Source organism: Winogradskyella sp., assembly GCF_965228925.1.
Lineage (GTDB): Bacteria > Bacteroidota > Bacteroidia > Flavobacteriales > Flavobacteriaceae > Winogradskyella.
The window spans coordinates 3,793,900-3,807,565 of record NZ_OZ245845.1; the positions used below are offsets into that span (position 1 = coordinate 3,793,900).

Here is a 13,666-nt window from a genome sequence, read left to right on the forward strand (position 1 = left end):
CTTATTGAAATCTATTTTTACCTACTTCGCTTTATTAATAGTACAAGCTAGCTTTGCACAAGATTTAGATGCTTTAAAATCGGAATACCCAAAGGATGATGTAGTGACCTTATCATTAACAAGGCATTTAGAGATCTCTGAATCTCGAGGAAATTTTAAGATTACCGAAAAACTGACCAAAAAAGATGTTTACCTCACAAGTGATCGGTTATCCCATGCCAATGAGAGCATTAGGTACAACTCTTTTGAATCTATTGAAGATATCAATGCCTATACCACTTCCGTTGTAAACGGGAAAAACACCACGCGATTTGTAAAAGATTTTGAAGATAAGGATGTTTTGATCAGAGGTGTTTTTTATGACGACCAAAAAAAGAAGAGTTTTTCGTTTCCTAATGTTACGGAAGGGAGCACTACATTTTTAAGTTATGAAAGAAAACTAAAAGACCCTCATTTTCTGCCTTCATTTATTATTGGCAAATCCATTCCCATAAAATCTGTAGAGCTTAGTGTTAGTTTTCCAAATACCGTAAAAGTGGCCTATTCTACATTCAATTTGGACAGTGTTGATGTAGATTTTAAGACCTCTAAAACCGAAAAAAACACGACCTATAAGTGGACTTTAAAATCCATTCCAAAGGTCAACCGAAACTATGACTTTAATCCAATATACTATTTGCCTCAGATTTTTGTACGCATAGAATCGGTTATACAAAAGGGTAAAGAAAAGGCTATATTATCTAGCCCAAAGGATCTTTATTCATGGTACAATTCATTAATTAAGAATATTAATCAAACCGATCAAACCGAGCTAAAAACATTGACCCAAAACTTAATTGAAGGCTTAAATTCTGATGAAGAAAAAGTTAAGGCTATATATTACTTTATTCAAAACGAAATCAATTATATCGCTTTTGAAGATGGTCTTAATGGCTTCATCCCTAGGGATGCCAAAAATATTTATGTCAACAAATATGGGGATTGTAAGGATATGGCAAATATCCTGAACGAAATGCTCAACTATGCCGGTATTAGGTCTCATTTAACCTGGATAGGGACAAGGGACAGGCCTTTTACCTATGGTGAATTACCTACTCCAATGGTAGATAATCATATGATTACTGCCGTAGCACTTAATGATGACTATTTATTTTTAGACGCCACAGCCAAATATCTAGGTTTTGGTTATCCTTCACCATTTATTCAAGGTAAAGAGGCTTTAATTGGAATCTCTGATACTGAATACAAAATTATTAAGGTCCCAGAAGTAGCACCCGAACGAAATGTTACCGTGATAGAATCTCATTTAGAACTAAAGGATAAAACGCTTTTAGGTCAGCATAATGCTGAGTTTACAGGGTTTGAAAAACTACGTATGTTACACAGACTCGAACGAAAAGATGACGAGGACATCGGATTCTTGCAATCCGTCTTAAAATTTGGAAAGAAGCGGACCAAAACCTTCAATATTGTATATAGAGATTTAAAACTGCAAAACGATACACTCTCTATTGAATTTCATTCTGAGACACATGACTATATCAAATCGATCGATCATTTAATTTATTTAAAACCGCATTTGGATTTTAATCTGAAATCGGAAATCGTTAAAGCTGAGAAAAAGAAGTTTGACAAAAAAATTGATCACAAATTTCAGAAAAAATTCCTGACGACTATAAAAATCCCTGACGACCTTAAGGTTCAAAGCTTACCAAAGGATGTAGCATTTAAAAATCCGGACTTCAATTTTAGCATTAGCTATGCAATGTCAGAGGATAATGAACATATTCTTGTAAACAAGCTCATTACGGTAAATACTTTAAAAGTCGAGGTTAACAAAATGGACGATTGGAACACATTTATTAAAGCCTTAAATAAAGCAAATAAACACTCCATAATACTTGAAAACGCTAAGCAATGAAATATTTTTTTAAAACCCTCTTAATCCTGTTAGTAAGTTATTCAGCATCTGCTCAACTTTACAAAAAACACGACTGGAAAGAATCCCAAGAGTTTTACGAACTTACAGAGACAGAAAGTCAATTACCTTCTATTGCGATTAAGGAAAAATATTTGATTCAATATTATCAGCCTGCCATAGCCATATCAGCAGCTTTTAGACTTTTTGAGACCAAGCACAGTATTATAAGAGTTAATACGGATAAGGGTATAAAAACGCACAACAGGGTTTATATTCCAATGTACAACGTAAAAAAAGTCATTGATATCAAAGCTAGGGTTACCCAAAGAGATGGTAAAGTCAAAGTCCTTAACAAGAGAAACATTAAAGAATTAGAAAATGTAGAAAACTATGGTAATTTTAAAATATTTGCCATTGAAGGCGTTACTAAAGACTCACAGCTCGAGTTTATCTATACGCTTGAAAAATATATTAGAAGTATAGGGTCTGTCGTGGTCCAGAAAGATTATGAGGTTAAAGAGGCAGAAGTCATTTTGAGAAAACCCCGCGTTTTAAGTTATCGCGTAAAAGAGTACAATGGTTTCCCAAAAATGGTGACCAAAACTGTGGAAGGCAACAAAGAAGCCTTAACCTCTACAGCTACCAATATCGATGCCATGACCGATGAAATGTCGGCTAGTCCCACAGCCAACCGAATGAAAATGTTTTATCAAGTAGCAGCGGGTGGTTTTGGTTCTACGTCCGAGATGTGGGATGGATTAGAAACCAATCTCATCGATAATTACATCAAAATAAAACCAAAAAAGTACAATAGCTTAATTAAGGATTACACAGCATTTGTCAAGGAAAAGCCTGCAGACACTCAGGCCCAAATAATTAATAATATTTGTGAATATGTCACTTCAAATTTTAATATCATTCGCAAAAGAGATGAGCAATTATCGGAATTGAAATATATCGTCAGGACGAAACAGGCGTCAGAATCCGGAATTATAAAAGTATACAGTTGTCTGTTCAACCATGAAGCTATCGATTTCGAATTCGTATTAACTTCTGATAGATTTAAGCATAAATTTGATAGACTTTTTTATTCGTCGAGTAACTTGCAAATTTCACTATTCTATTTCATCGAGGAAAAGAAATATATTGAACCGGATAATGTCAATACGCGACTGAATTTTGCGCCACCAGAAGCCATAGGTAATGACGCCATATTCGTCAACGAGGGTGGCCGACGATTTAGGATCATTGAAAGTCCCGAGGCCAGTAATAATACTATAGAAAGAGATTATACCATTTCTATAGACCTTGACGAGGTCATTACCAAAGTCGCTTGCGAACAAAAAAATACGGGCTACAGAGCTAAAAATGCTCGTGGTGCCTACAAATATTTAAAAAATAGGGATTTTGATAATTTTAAACAGTTTACTGGTGCTAACGGTATAGAGGATGCCGAATTTGAAACCTTTGAGGTTAACGATGAGGCCTTATCGTTAGGTACTGATAATATTCCTGTTCGGATGAATTATTCCTACACTACTGAAAGCCTCATTGAAGAAATTAATGAAGATATCATGTTAAACTTCGGAAAAGTCATCGGTACACAAAATGAACTTTACCAAGAAGCCAAACGTGTAAACCCAGTTGAACTGAACAGCTTAATTAGATATACCTATAAAATCGAAATTATAATTCCGGATGGCTACGAAGCCAAAGGCCTAGACGCTATCAAAATTAGTAAAGTAGTGGATATCAATGGCCAACCAGCCTGTCAATTCATTTCAGATTACACCTTGGACAATAACATATTAACCATTAACGTCATAGAATCCTATGATAGCTTAGAAATGCCATTGCAATATTACGAAGGCTATAAGGATGTTGTCAACTCGGCTTACGACTTTAGCAAATTAAGTATCCTATTAAAACAAAAGGTATAAAAAAAAGAGTGCTAAATAGCACTCTTTTTTTTATCATATATTTTGAAACTAGCTGTTTGCTTCACGCTCAGCTTTCTTTTCTTCTCTTATTTCTTTTAAACGCTCCATGGCCGAACCAAAAACCCAGTAAGGGATTACAAAAGTTAAAAGGAAAATCATTAACCAAAAACCAATTGTTAAAATGGTTAAAAAAGCTAAAAATCCTAAATACTGATCAAATTCAAACATAATGGTGCTTCATTTTTATTGTATGGCAAAGATATGACCAAATAATAAGTTTTACAATAGCAAAAATGAGATTTATTAACAGCTTATTAAACAAGTGATCAAACCGCCCTGATGAGTAATTCTGCAGTTGCGGGATTAGTAGCCAATGGTACATTATGAACGTCACACAATCGCATTAGCATTAAAATATCGGGCTCATGAGGATGTTTATCCAATGGGTCCCTAAAGAATAACACCATATGGCATTTGCCTTCAGCAACTCGTGCTGCAATCTGAGCATCGCCACCTAAGGGACCTGATAATAAGGCATTGACTTTAAATCCGGCCTTTGTGACTTTTTCTCCGGTAGTACCAGTTGCTATTAGGGTAATACTTTTTTTGTGTAAAATGTCACTATGCGCATTTAAAAACTGGACCATGTCCGCTTTTTTACCATCATGAGCAATAATGGCTATTTCCATTTACAAGTTTTTAATATGATAATCCACTAAACCATCGATTGGTCGTCTTACAAAATTACCCACTTTAAAATTGTACTCTTCAGCAACTTCTTTTATTTCATCTTGAGAGAAAAATGCTATGGAACCGGCAAAATGTACTGGAATACCCGTATCTAATTCTTCTCGAAATTGCAAAATCATATTCTCGGCGAATACCCTTATCCCTGATTTTATAAGTTCCTTAATATAGTCTGAGTCCTTATTTAAAAACATAAATTCTGCAAAATCAGCTAAATAAGCATTGGGATTAGCTTTTTTGTACAAATTGAATTTAATGTAGTCTGGATCCAAGTTGTACTTGTGTTCAAAAGCCAACTCAATGGTTTCTGGCATTTTTTTAAAATAGTAATCGCGTATGAGTCGTTTACCAAAATAATTACCACTCGCATCGTCCATCAAGGTATAGCCTAAGCTCTTTACGCGTTGATGTAAAATACTACCGTCAAAATAACTACAATTAGAGCCCGTGCCCATAATACAAACTACAGCGGCTTCTGTATTGTGATTAAGGGATGATCTTACGGCCGCCATCGTATCTTCTTGTACGTCGACATTAGCTGATGGAAATAAGAACTGAAGCACATGCGTTAGCATTGTCCTTGGCTTTTCTGTACCGCAACCGGCACCATAGAAAAAAATGTGTGAAACATCAGATGAAAACTGCATTAATTCTTCACTACCACTGATAATCTGCTTTAATTCAGTTTCTGTTAAAATTGCTGGATTAAGCCCTTTTGTCCTTATTTTTTGCGCCAGTCTTTCACCAGAACTATCTATGGCTATCCAATCACACTTTGTGGAACCCCCATCGGTAATTAAAATCATAATTCGTATTTAAAAAAAAATTCCGCAATGCCTAAACTATTATAACACTGCGGAATTTCATAATTAATATCTAAGCGTGTTATAGTTTCTAAAGGCTGTTAATTTTTTGTGCTAAATCGACTAGCTTATTAGAATACGCAAATTCATTATCGTACCAAGATACGACTTTGAAGAATTTTGAATTGAGCTCTATACCAGCGCCAGCATCAAAAATACTGGTACGTGTATCACTGACAAAATCTTGGGATACTACAGCTTCCTCAGTATATCCTAAGACTCCATTCATGGCGCCCTCAGAAGCTGCTTTAAATACTTTCTTTATCTCTTCGTAAGAGGTTTCCTTTTGAAGTCTTACCGTTAAATCTACCACTGAAACATCAGCAGTTGGTACTCTAAACGCCATACCTGTAAGCTTTCCATTTAATTTAGGAATCACTTTACCTACAGCTTTCGCCGCACCTGTTGTTGAAGGAATAATGTTATTTAAAGCTGAACGCCCTAACCTGTAGTTTTTACGAGATGGTCCATCTACAGTAAGCTGTGTGGCCGTAGAGGCATGAATCGTCGTCATTAAGGCTTCTTCGATACCAAAATTATCGTCTAATACTTTGGCAATCGGAGCTAAACAATTGGTCGTACACGATGCGTTAGACACTATTTTGTGATCTGATGTCAGCTCATCATCATTAACACCCATAACGAACATAGGGGCATCTTTACTCGGTGCAGAAATAACGACTTCCTTGGCACCTGCGTCAATATGATACTGAGCGGTTTCTAAAGTGGTAAAAATCCCTGTACATTCGGCAACAACATCTGTACCCACTTCATCCCATTTTAAGTTTTTTGGATCTCTTTCGGCAGTCACGCGAATTGTTTTTCCGTCTACAACTAAGTGTCCGTCTTTAACTTCAACAGTTCCGTCAAAACGACCGTGTACAGAATCGTACTTTAATAAGTATGCAAGATGCTCTACATCCAATAAATCGTTAATCGCAACAACATCTACATCTGGACGTTTTACAGTTGCTCTGAATACTATTCTTCCTATTCTTCCGAATCCGTTGATTCCTAATTTTAAATTTGACATGTTTTCTTTATTTAATCTTTTATATAGTCATGATGTCTGAAACTCTTAAGAGTTCCATATTAATTTTTGATTGTCCTTTTACGGCTTGGTCGAATGGTGTTAAATCCATGATATCATTCTTAAGACCAACCATATAATTACTTTTACCGGTAATAAGACTTTCCACCGCCTTAACTCCCATGCGACTGGCTAAAACCCGATCAAAACACGATGGATTTCCGCCCCTTTGCATATGTCCTAATACGGAAACACGAACTTCATATTCGGTCATATTTTGTTCGACATAATCTGCCAATTCAAAAACGTTTTTACCGATTTTATCACCTTCTGCTACTACCACAATACTTGAAGATTTACCAGAGGTTTTACTTCGTCGTAAAGATTCTAGTAACCTGTCAAGACCAAGATCCTCCTCAGGAATTAGTATTTCTTCAGCACCAGCACCAACGCCAACGTTAAGGGCAATATGGCCCACGTCTCGGCCCATAACCTCAATAAAAAATAAACGATTGTGGGAACTTGCTGTATCTCTAATTTTGTCGATGGCATCTACAGCTGTATTCAGCGCTGTGTCATAGCCTAATGTATGGGTCGTACCAAAAATATCATTGTCTATAGTGCCCGGTATACCCATAACAGGGAAACCAAACTCCTGATTAAAAATCATAGCACCAGTAAAACTACCGTCCCCACCGATAACCACAAAGGCATCTATTCCAGCATTTTTAAGGGAATCATGTGCTTTTTGTCGGCCTTCTTTAGTCCTAAATTCTTTTGACCTCGCCGACTTTAGCATAGTGCCCCCTTTATTGATGATCCCTTTTACACTACGTGCGTCCATCTGTTCGAAATCACCCTCAATCATACCTTGGTAACCTCTGTAACACCCGTAGCATTCGATATCGTGAAAGACACAGGCTCTAACTACAGAACGAATGGCAGCATTCATTCCAGGGGAATCTCCACCAGATGTTAAAACAGCTATTTTTTTTATTGTGTGAACCATTATCGATTTTAATTTTAGTAAAATTACTAAACAAAACACACAATTTTGTGACTTAAATCATAAAAAAGATACGCCTAAATAAATTCAAACGTTTTCGTTAATAACTATTTATTTAAATATGAAAAAATGACGATTTTAAGACTTGGATTTAGTGGTTTTTTTCTTCTTCATGGTAATATATTCTGGCATAAAATTATCATCGTCCTCTTCCTTCTTTTCAACCTTATTTTTATCTTGCTTGTCTTTTTTATTTTTTCCAGAAAATATAATGTCAATAAATTCCTTAAACGTATCAAATTCTACACTGTAAGATAATCCAACCCCTTGCGTATATCCTATTTCCTCACCAAAGTTTCTAATAGTATTTTCCCTATTGAATACTTTAGCTCGTAACGTCCCGTCTTCATTGAGCAACCAATCAATTTGAACATCTCCTGTTATGGTGGTCTGCTGTGCCGAACCAAACGGTACGCCAACAGTTCCATTTACCAAAACCCTATCGGAAATTTTTGTTTGCAATGTTAACCCAACCCTACTATTGGTTTGCAACTCGGGCGAATCCTGACCGAGTTCGAAATCCAGTCCTACCGCAAAATCTCCATTATTGCCCCCAAGAAGATTATTGACAATACCACTTAGTCGCTCGGCAATGGTACCCGAAAAATCAAGACCACTTACGCCATTGGCAAAACTACCTGTCGCTAAGAAAATTAGGGCTTGGTTATCGCGTTCGTCTTTAGATGACAATCTGTAATCGAGCTCAGATTTAACCGTCGATGTTACCGTTGGAAATCTAAAATCGAACTCCGGATCTGGTTGCTCCAATTGACCAGTAAGATGAATAATTACCTCAACAGGAATGGTTTGGCTAATGGGGTTGTCGAGTAACACCGAAGGGTTGGCAGAACCTTGATAGACCGCTCTTATATCTATTTGGGCTTTTAAAGGGTCGCCTTCCCAAACGATACTTCCACCCTGCTCTACATCAAACCTCTTTTCAACCAATCCTCGGTATTTAAAATTATATAAACCTTCAAACACAGAGAAATCTCCCCACATATTGAAGGTCCCATTGGTGTTTATTAAAAATACGAGGTTCCCTTCGCCCTTACCTTTTATGGTACTACCAGAATCTTTATCTATAACAATTTCGATGGTGGCATTTTGGTTAACGTCCAAATCAAAATTTAGCTCTAAACCCTTAACTTCAATAGCTTCAACAATCTCGCCACTGATCCTAGCCTCTTTCTCTTCTGGACTTAAAAAGTGTATAAATGAATTGTCACCGAAGCTTTCGGAGTCATTTAAAGGAATATTAAATTCGGTGCCTGGAGCCGTGCTCCCTTCTACATCGATAATTAATTGGTCGGTGGGGCCTTTTATGGTTGCATTTCCTGAAATAAATGCTGTCCCATAATACAATTCATCTTCAGATTCTTCAGTATTCAAAACCAATAACCGGTCCGTCTTTAAGTCCAGACCCAATTCCCAATCCGAAAAATTATTATGCTCGATAAAACCATTGAGATAACCTTTGGAGAAGTATTTTGAGTCGGTCATTGCTACATTATTGAAAATGAATTGTTGCTTACGAAGTGATACTTTTGAGTCAAAATCGAAACCAAAATCCACGTTGAGATAGGGAATGGACAGTCCTGCCCTATCGAGCAATAACTCCCCATCAATGCTGGGTTTCTTAAGGCTACCTGTAACCTTCGCATTCCCGGAAACAAGCCCCCTGATATTACTAATCACCCCTTCGCCTAAAGGATTCAAAGGATCTAATAAAAACTCTTCGAAGGTCACATCCAAGTCTATCGTAGGTCTGTTCTTTGCGACATCAATCGCACCTTTGGCTGCGAAAGCGGTTAAATTATCATTTACCAAAGACACGTCAACACTATAATCCGTTAGTGAGTTATTGCCTTCCACCTTAGCGGTTAAATTTCCTAGGTCATAATCATTAACAAAAAGATTACTTATTTCCATATTGGATTTTGGTAGGTAGACCCCATTATTTTGGGTGATATCTAATTTTCCGTTAACGACACCTGCTAAAGTTAAGCTATCTATACGAGGCGTAATTTTAACCAGTTCTACGTCCTTAAAATCGACCCTAATATTTTTGTTGATACTATCGCTAATTATTCCAGAAAGTTCAATTTCTTCATTGCCTTGGTTTATGGTTATAGGGAAAATGTCGAAAGCTTTGAGTGTTCTGTCGAAACGCACTTTGTTGAAGCTGTTTTTTTCTGAATTCACAAACCACTCATAACCCTTAAATAGAACATCCGACTTTCTGAAACCGACGATGGATTTATTAGCGTCATCTATAGTATAAAAGAGATTGAGATTGAATTCATCTGTATTGTTCTTTCCTCCCTTAAATTGAGTTTTAACCAGCAAGGTATCTCTCTTAGTGACATTGATGAGTGAAAAATCTGAAGCACCATAGACGCCAGCATTTAAACTATCTATTTCTATAAATGTATTGTATAGCGGATTACTATTATCTACAGATAAGCTGATATTATTAGCAAAATAGTCTTGAAACCTAATTTCAGGTGAATTAAACGTCAGTTCAAATCCTCGTTCGTCCGTCTCTACTCGACCTTCTACAAAGGTGTTTTCACCGATATAGAGATCTTTAAAAAATACAGCCGCAATCTTAGAATAGACATTGAATCTAAAATCCATATACTGACCTTCCTTAATTTCGAACGGCACATAATTCGTATATATGCTTCCCAGTGAATTCTCCATCAGTTTTTGAATGTCCCTAATTCTGAATTTGCCTTTTACTTTGCCGCTTATAATGTCGGGGGAATTAATAGATAAGGTTCGTTCTTCTCCTTCAAATGAGGATACGATATCAAAATCCTCGAATCTATATCTTCCATCTTGATTTTTATAGGTCGTATTTTTTATGTTTACGGTACCGCTAGCGTTATCATAAGTCGATCCCTTGGCTGTCATGTTTACTAAGCCCCTAAACTCCGAAATACTATCTCTATCAACAAAGTTGAGCACTTTGAGGTCGGCATAACCAACATTAGCTCTAAAATCAAATAGTTTTTGTTCTTCTGAAAAATCTACCAATCCATTAAAATCCAATTGCAAATTGGGATCTTCGGTTATTAATCTTCCATTAAAAACTTTATTCCCCAAATCGCCAGAAATGACAATGCTCTCATAGGTATAATCATTATAGTCTAGACTAAAGACATCGCCTTTTATATCTGTTCGCAGGTTATCTAGGGTGAAACCCTTACCATCTACATCGACATTTGCAGATACATATTTGGCTTTAGGATCATCTATGAGCTGCCCTATATCGAATTGGTCAAAAACAACATTACCGATATAATTGGCTTCATCTATATCATCAATTTCCGTAAGCTCCAAATTAGATTTCAAATCCCCTAAATCTGTATTTATAGCGATGTCGGCATTAATTTGCTTAGCTGTAATTCGCGACGTTCCATTAATTCTAAAATTCCCCACTTTAGACAAAACCGTTGGTATAGCATTCCCCAATATTCTAGGAAGTAATGCGGTTAAGTCGTTATAATTTGAGGACAAGTTTTTAAATTTCCCCTCTAAGGCGAAGCTATCGTCTTCTTTACGAAACACATTTTCGAACGTAATATCACCAATAATCCTTGTGTTTCGAGATGTACTTACATTAAGGTTGCTTGCCGCAAGTTTATTTAATGTCCCTGATAAATCGGCGTTAAAACTAGCTTTCTGGTTAACCCCAAATTCGTTGAAAAACACATTGAGTTCCGTAAGTGAAATTTGTGAATCTTTAAAGCTGGCCGTTACATTTACTTTATCCGTAAAGTCCTTTAAGTCCTCACGTAGGTAATCGAATCTTAAATCACCTTTTAGCTCAGAATTTTTGGTTTTAATATCTAAGTTCCCAAAATTCATATGATCTAGTGTGTATTCAAAATTGGCCATTAAATTATCGACGACAATGCCTCGGCTATCCTTAAAACCAAGTTTATTAATTCGACAACTTACATCTGGTCCACTAATCAAAAAATTGGTAGTATTGACATTGAGTTGTGTAAATTCTAAAATTTTCGGTGTCTCAATATTGTCATCTGTTAATCTAAAGACACCGTCTTCTATGGAGATATCACTGGATGAAAATAAAAACTTACTTGGCCCTTCTCTTGGGTTGTCGTCTTCAAACTTTTCTACAAAAACATCCAAGTTGGTATCTTCTTCTCCTTCGTATGTTTTGAGGTTGAATACTAAATCTTGAATGTCGATATCTCCAAAATTCAGCTTCCCATCATATAGATTTTTAAAACTAACGATTGAGCTATTCAGTTCACCAATACTGATAAGTGTGTCTTTTTTATGATCCTTTATAAAGATGTTCTTTAGCTCTATATCTCCGTTGAGCTGAAGACCAACTTTGGCGATATTAATATCCGTCTTAAATTCTTCATTAACCTTTTTGGTCGCATATTTGCCAAGTTTAGTTTGTACGGCAGGAATACCCAAGATCAAAAACACAATAAAAAACAGGAGTAAAATAATCCCCGCTATTTTTCCTAATATTTTGAGTATTCTTTTGATACGACTTGTGCTTACAAATTGATGGAATCTTCACTAACTTTGCACTTACGATACGTTGTAAAGTACTACCTTAGACTACATCTGGTAAAATTAACAATTATTGTGCCTAATATCGCCTATGAAAAAAGAAAATATATACATCCTCGGTATTGAATCTTCTTGTGATGATACATCAGCTGCTGTATTATGTAACGACAAAATTTTGAGCAATGTTGTTGCTGACCAAAAAATCCATACCGAATATGGTGGTGTTGTCCCAGAATTAGCTTCCAGGGCACATCAGCAAAATATCGTTCCAGTCGTGCATCAGGCGCTTGAAAAAGCGGGCATTTCCAAGTCGCAACTGAGCGCCATAGCTTTTACGCGAGGTCCTGGTCTTATGGGTTCTTTGCTTGTGGGCACTTCATTCGCTAAGTCCTTAGCCTACGGATTGGATATTCCTTTGATCGATGTCAATCATATGCAGGCCCATATTCTGGCACATTTTATAGATGAGGACAAGCACCAAAAGCCCCCTTTTCCTTTTTTGGCCATGACCATCTCAGGTGGACATACACAAATTGTGAAAGTGAGTGATTATTTTGATATGGAGGTTTTGGGTGAAACTATTGATGATGCCGTCGGAGAAGCCTACGACAAAAGTGGGAAAGTACTGGGATTGGGATATCCTGCAGGTCCAGAAATCGACAGACGTGCTCAACTCGGAAATCCCAAAGCCTATCCATTTACCAAACCTAAAGTAGAGGGTCTTAATTTTAGTTTCTCTGGATTAAAAACAGGCATCCTCTATTTTGTACAGCGAGAAACTAAAGCCAATCCCAATTTTGTTAAGGAGCACCTCAATGATATCTGTGCGTCCATTCAATACACTATTGTCGGTATTTTAATGGATAAGCTTAAAGTTGCTGTAAAACAAACCGGCATAAAACATATTGCTATTGGCGGCGGTGTTTCTGCCAATTCAGGTATTCGCAAAGCCTTAAAAAATGCTGAAAGTCAATATGGTTGGACTACCTATATCCCAAAATTTGAATATACAACAGACAATGCCGCTATGATTGCCATTGTAGGTTATTTAAAGTATTTGGATCAGGATTTTTCGGATTTTGATGTGATGGCGACAGCACGATTGAAGATATGACATGATCCTAAAAATAGTATACATAGCAAATATCATAGTCGCCGGATGGATTGGTATTACTTCGCTCTTCTATCCAAAAACTGCTGCGAGTTCCATTTTTGAAAATGTGTATTCCAATTCTGAATTCATTAGACTCATTGGAGCCTTATGGTTAAGTATAGCCATTTTATCGGGTTTTGGACTCTTTAGGCCCCAAAGTTTTTCTCCCGTATTGGTGTTACAACTTGTTTATAAAAGCGCATGGTTGCTCGTCGTGGCCTTACCTGCCATAATTAATCAAACTCCCTACCCTAAAGGTATGGCTGGATTTTTTGTGATTTGGGTCGTGGTATTGCCATTTGTTATTCCATGGAACTATTTGTTCTCCAACTAATTGTTAAAACATCTGTTAATAAGCTAATACTTATCGCTTCAATTCCATT

The 13,666-nt window shown here is 36.6% G+C and carries 10 protein-coding genes; 4 read left to right on the forward strand and 6 right to left on the reverse strand.

The window, feature by feature from the left end; all coding sequences use genetic code 11:
* Positions 1–4 precede the first annotated feature (4 nt).
* Positions 5–1,921: a DUF3857 domain-containing protein gene (locus ACO052_RS15730; protein ID WP_422104744.1), complete on the forward strand. Its 1,917-nt coding sequence runs from the start codon at positions 5–7 to the stop codon at positions 1,919–1,921.
* Positions 1,918–3,861, forward strand: a complete 1,944-nt coding sequence (locus ACO052_RS15735; protein WP_422104745.1) for a DUF3857 domain-containing protein — start codon at positions 1,918–1,920, stop codon at positions 3,859–3,861. The genes ACO052_RS15730 and ACO052_RS15735 overlap by 4 nt, the downstream gene beginning before the upstream one ends.
* 48 nt (positions 3,862–3,909) lie before the next feature.
* On the opposite strand, the gene ACO052_RS15740 is transcribed toward ACO052_RS15735, so the two are convergent.
* The 6 genes from ACO052_RS15740 to ACO052_RS15765 form a co-directional block, all read right to left on the reverse strand.
* Positions 3,910–4,089, reverse strand: coding sequence for a hypothetical protein (locus ACO052_RS15740; protein ID WP_422104746.1), 180 nt, complete (start codon positions 4,087–4,089; stop codon positions 3,910–3,912).
* A gap of 98 nt (positions 4,090–4,187) precedes the next feature.
* Positions 4,188–4,550 (reverse strand): methylglyoxal synthase, encoded by a 363-nt coding sequence (locus ACO052_RS15745; protein ID WP_422104747.1) that lies wholly within the window; start codon positions 4,548–4,550, stop codon positions 4,188–4,190.
* A complete protein-coding gene (locus tag ACO052_RS15750; RefSeq protein WP_422104748.1) occupies positions 4,551–5,414 on the reverse strand; it encodes an N-acetylglucosamine kinase in 864 nt (287 codons plus the stop codon).
* Between the two features lie 88 nt (positions 5,415–5,502).
* Positions 5,503–6,504, reverse strand: a complete 1,002-nt coding sequence (gene gap / locus ACO052_RS15755; RefSeq protein WP_422104749.1) for a type I glyceraldehyde-3-phosphate dehydrogenase — start codon at positions 6,502–6,504, stop codon at positions 5,503–5,505.
* 19 nt (positions 6,505–6,523) lie between these two features.
* Entirely contained in the window at positions 6,524–7,510 is a 987-nt protein-coding gene (gene pfkA / locus ACO052_RS15760; RefSeq protein WP_422104750.1) for a 6-phosphofructokinase, read from the reverse strand.
* 135 nt (positions 7,511–7,645) lie between these two features.
* A complete protein-coding gene (locus ACO052_RS15765; RefSeq protein ID WP_422104751.1) occupies positions 7,646–12,040 on the reverse strand; it encodes a translocation/assembly module TamB domain-containing protein in 4,395 nt (1,464 codons plus the stop codon).
* A 181-nt stretch (positions 12,041–12,221) separates the two neighbouring features.
* Here ACO052_RS15765 and tsaD point away from each other — a divergent pair, with 181 nt between their 5' ends.
* Both tsaD and ACO052_RS15775 read left to right on the forward strand, forming a co-directional pair.
* Entirely contained in the window at positions 12,222–13,244 is a 1,023-nt protein-coding gene (gene tsaD / locus ACO052_RS15770) for a tRNA (adenosine(37)-N6)-threonylcarbamoyltransferase complex transferase subunit TsaD (RefSeq protein WP_422104752.1), read from the forward strand.
* Between the two features lies 1 nt (position 13,245).
* Positions 13,246–13,617 (forward strand): hypothetical protein, encoded by a 372-nt coding sequence (locus ACO052_RS15775; protein ID WP_422104753.1) that lies wholly within the window; start codon positions 13,246–13,248, stop codon positions 13,615–13,617.
* Positions 13,618–13,666 lie beyond the last annotated feature (49 nt).

Excerpts from the sequence above, each read along its gene's own strand:
- ACO052_RS15750 (WP_422104748.1), bottom strand. The coding sequence starts at position 5,414 with ATGATTTTAATTACCGATGGGGGTTCCACAAAGTGTGATTGGATAGCC.
- ACO052_RS15735 (WP_422104745.1), top strand. The coding sequence starts at position 1,918 with ATGAAATATTTTTTTAAAACCCTCTTAATCCTGTTAGTAAGTTATTCA.
- ACO052_RS15740 (WP_422104746.1), bottom strand. The coding sequence starts at position 4,089 with ATGTTTGAATTTGATCAGTATTTAGGATTTTTAGCTTTTTTAACCATT.
- tsaD (WP_422104752.1), top strand. The coding sequence starts at position 12,222 with ATGAAAAAAGAAAATATATACATCCTCGGTATTGAATCTTCTTGTGAT.
- pfkA (WP_422104750.1), bottom strand. The coding sequence starts at position 7,510 with ATGGTTCACACAATAAAAAAAATAGCTGTTTTAACATCTGGTGGAGAT.
- ACO052_RS15775 (WP_422104753.1), top strand. The coding sequence starts at position 13,246 with ATGATCCTAAAAATAGTATACATAGCAAATATCATAGTCGCCGGATGG.
- ACO052_RS15745 (WP_422104747.1), bottom strand. The coding sequence starts at position 4,550 with ATGGAAATAGCCATTATTGCTCATGATGGTAAAAAAGCGGACATGGTC.
- gap (WP_422104749.1), bottom strand. The coding sequence starts at position 6,504 with ATGTCAAATTTAAAATTAGGAATCAACGGATTCGGAAGAATAGGAAGA.